The organism is Streptomyces sp. NPDC050636, assembly GCF_040654775.1.
Classification (GTDB): Bacteria; Actinomycetota; Actinomycetes; order Streptomycetales; family Streptomycetaceae; genus Streptomyces.
The window spans coordinates 1-2,656 of the sequence record NZ_JBFAIP010000239.1 but is presented as its reverse complement, the minus strand read 5'-3'; the positions used below and the strand labels follow the sequence as shown (position 1 = coordinate 2,656).

Below are 2,656 nucleotides of genomic sequence, written 5' to 3'. Positions count from 1 at the left end.
GGGCTCGCCGTACTGGACGTGGCCATGGGTGGGACCGAACCGCTGCTGGTGGCCGCCCAGTTGGACCTGACCGCGCTACGAGCATCGGGCGAGGTCCCGTCGCTGCTGTCCGGTCTGGCACGTGGGTCGCGTTCCAGTGGGCCCGCCCGCCGTTCGGTCGGTGAGCGCATCGTCGACGGGCAGCAGGCGCTGGCCGCGCGTCTGGCCGGCCTTAGCCCGGCCGAACAGCAAGAGGCCGTACGGGACATGATCGCCACGCAGACCGCCCTGGTCCTGGGCATGCCCGGCCCCGACAGCGTCGACCCGGACCGCGCATTCCGCGACGTCGGCTTCGACTCCCTCACCGCAGTCGAACTACGTAACCGACTCAACAACGCCACAGGCCTGCGCCTGTCCGCCACGGCAGTGTTCGACTACCCGACCCCGGCCGCCCTGTCCGAATTCCTGGCGCAGGAGATGTTCGGGACGGCCACCGAGGAGACGAACGCCCTCGCGGCCTACTCCGGGCTCGACAAGCTCGAAGCGTCGCTCACCGAGATCATGGACGACGACACCGCCCGTGCGCGGGTCACGGCACGGCTGATGGACATTCTCTCCGCGCTGAGCGACACCGGCGGATCCGGCGAGGCCGCCGACGACGGTGATTCGGTCGCCGACAAGATCCAGTCGGCCAGCGACGACGACATGTTCGACTTCATCGACAACCAGCTCGGGCTCTGAGTACGCGGCCGTACCACCGTGCGTAATGAGGAAGGCGTCATTGGATGGCGAACGAAGACAAGCTTCGTGACTATCTGAAGCGGGTCACCACCGACCTGCACCAGACCCGCGAGCGCCTGCGTGAGGTGGAGGACCGCCAGCAGGAACCTGTGGCCATTGTGGGTATGGGGTGTCGCTTCCCGGGGGGTGTGTCGTCTCCGGGTGAGTTCTGGGAGTTGCTTGAGTCTGGTGGGGACGCGGTGGGTGCGTTTCCCGTGGACCGTGGTTGGCCTGGGGATGTGGTCGACCCGGATCCGGATGCGGTGGGCAAGAGCGTCTCGGGTGAGGGTGGATTCCTTTATGAGGCGGGGGAGTTCGACGCGGAGTTCTTTGGGATCAGTCCGCGTGAGGCGGTGGCGATGGATCCGCAGCAGCGGTTGCTGCTGGAGACGTCGTGGGAGGCGCTGGAGGATGCGGGGATCGATCCGGGGGCGTTGCACGGCAGTGACACGGGAGTGTTCACCGGCCTCTTCTACCACGACTACCTGCCGTCCTTTCCCGTGCCCGAGGCGGTGGAGGGGTATCACGGAACGGGTGGTGTAGGCGCGGTTGCCTCCGGGCGGGTGGCGTATGCGCTCGGCCTTGAGGGCCCGGCGGTGACGGTGGACACGGCCTGCTCCTCGTCGCTGGTGGCGCTGCACCTGGCATGCCAGTCGCTGCGCTCGGGAGAGTCGTCGCTGGCGTTGGCGGGTGGTGCGACGGTGATGTCGACGCCGGGGACGTTCATCGACTTCTCGCGGCAGCGGGGTCTGGCTGCTGATGGGCGTTGCAAGGCGTACGCGGAGGCGGCGGACGGTACGGGCTGGGGTGAAGGCGTCGGCGTCGTCGTGCTTGAGCGGTTGTCGGACGCGCGGCGTAATGGTCATCGGATTCTGGCGGTGGTGTCCGGGAGCGCGGTGAACCAGGATGGTGCGTCGAATGGTTTGACGGCGCCGAATGGTCCGGCGCAGCAGCGGGTGATCCGCGCGGCGTTGGCGAGTGCTGGCGTGGGTGCTGATGGTGTGGATGTCGTGGAGGGCCATGGCACGGGTACGCGGCTGGGTGATCCGATTGAGGCGCAGGCGCTGTTGGCGACGTACGGTCAGGGCAGGGCTGAGGATCGGCCGTTGCTGTTGGGTTCGGTGAAGTCGAACATCGGTCATGCGCAGGCGGCGGCCGGTGTGGCGGGGATTATCAAGATGGTGGCCGCGATGCGGCACGGCATCGTCCCGGCGACGTTGCACGCCGAGGAGCCGTCTTCGCGCATCGACTGGGATGCGGGTGCGGTGCGGTTGGTGACCCAGGTTGTGTCGTGGCCGGAGGTGGGTGAGCGTCCGCGGCGGGCGGGTGTGTCGTCGTTCGGGTTCTCCGGCACCAATGCGCACGTGATCATCGAGCAGGCGCCCCAGGACGACGCTTCGGTGTCTGACGTGGCAACGGATCCGGCTGGCGGTGCCGACGGCGTCGTGTTGCCGGTGGTGCCGTGGGTGGTGTCGGGTCGGTCGGCTGCCGGGCTGGTGGGTCAGGCGGATCGTCTTGCGGGGTTTGTTGAGCGGTGTCCGGATGTGGATGCGGGCGATGTGGGGTGGTCGCTGGCGGTTTCGCGTGGGGTGTTGGAGCACCGTGCGGTGGTGCTGGGTGCGGATCGCGGTGAACTGGTGGCCGGGCTGGGGGCGTTGGCGGAGGGTCGTGAGGTTCCGGGTGTGGTGTCCGGGGCGGTGGGTGGTGTGGGCAAGGTCGGGTTTGTGTTCACGGGGCAGGGTGCCCAGCGGGTGGGCATGGGTGCGGGTTTGTATGCGGCGTTCCCGGTGTTTGCGGAAACGTTTGATGCGGTGTGTGCGGGGCTGGCTGAGCATCTGGACGGTTCGCCGGCGGCGGTTATTCGGGGTGAGGGTGAGGAGTCCTGGGTCGGCCAGGG

At 68.1% G+C, this 2,656-nt stretch carries 2 protein-coding genes; both read left to right on the top strand.

What is annotated here, in order from left to right; all coding sequences use genetic code 11:
* Positions 1 to 720, top strand: a 720-nt coding sequence (locus tag AB0I10_RS40940; protein WP_363157822.1) for a phosphopantetheine-binding protein, incomplete at its 5' end; no start/stop codon positions are given.
* Positions 721 to 764: 44 nt separating this feature from the next.
* Positions 765 to 2,656 (top strand): type I polyketide synthase (locus AB0I10_RS40935; RefSeq protein ID WP_363157821.1); only part of this gene is annotated, 1,892 nt, incomplete at its 3' end.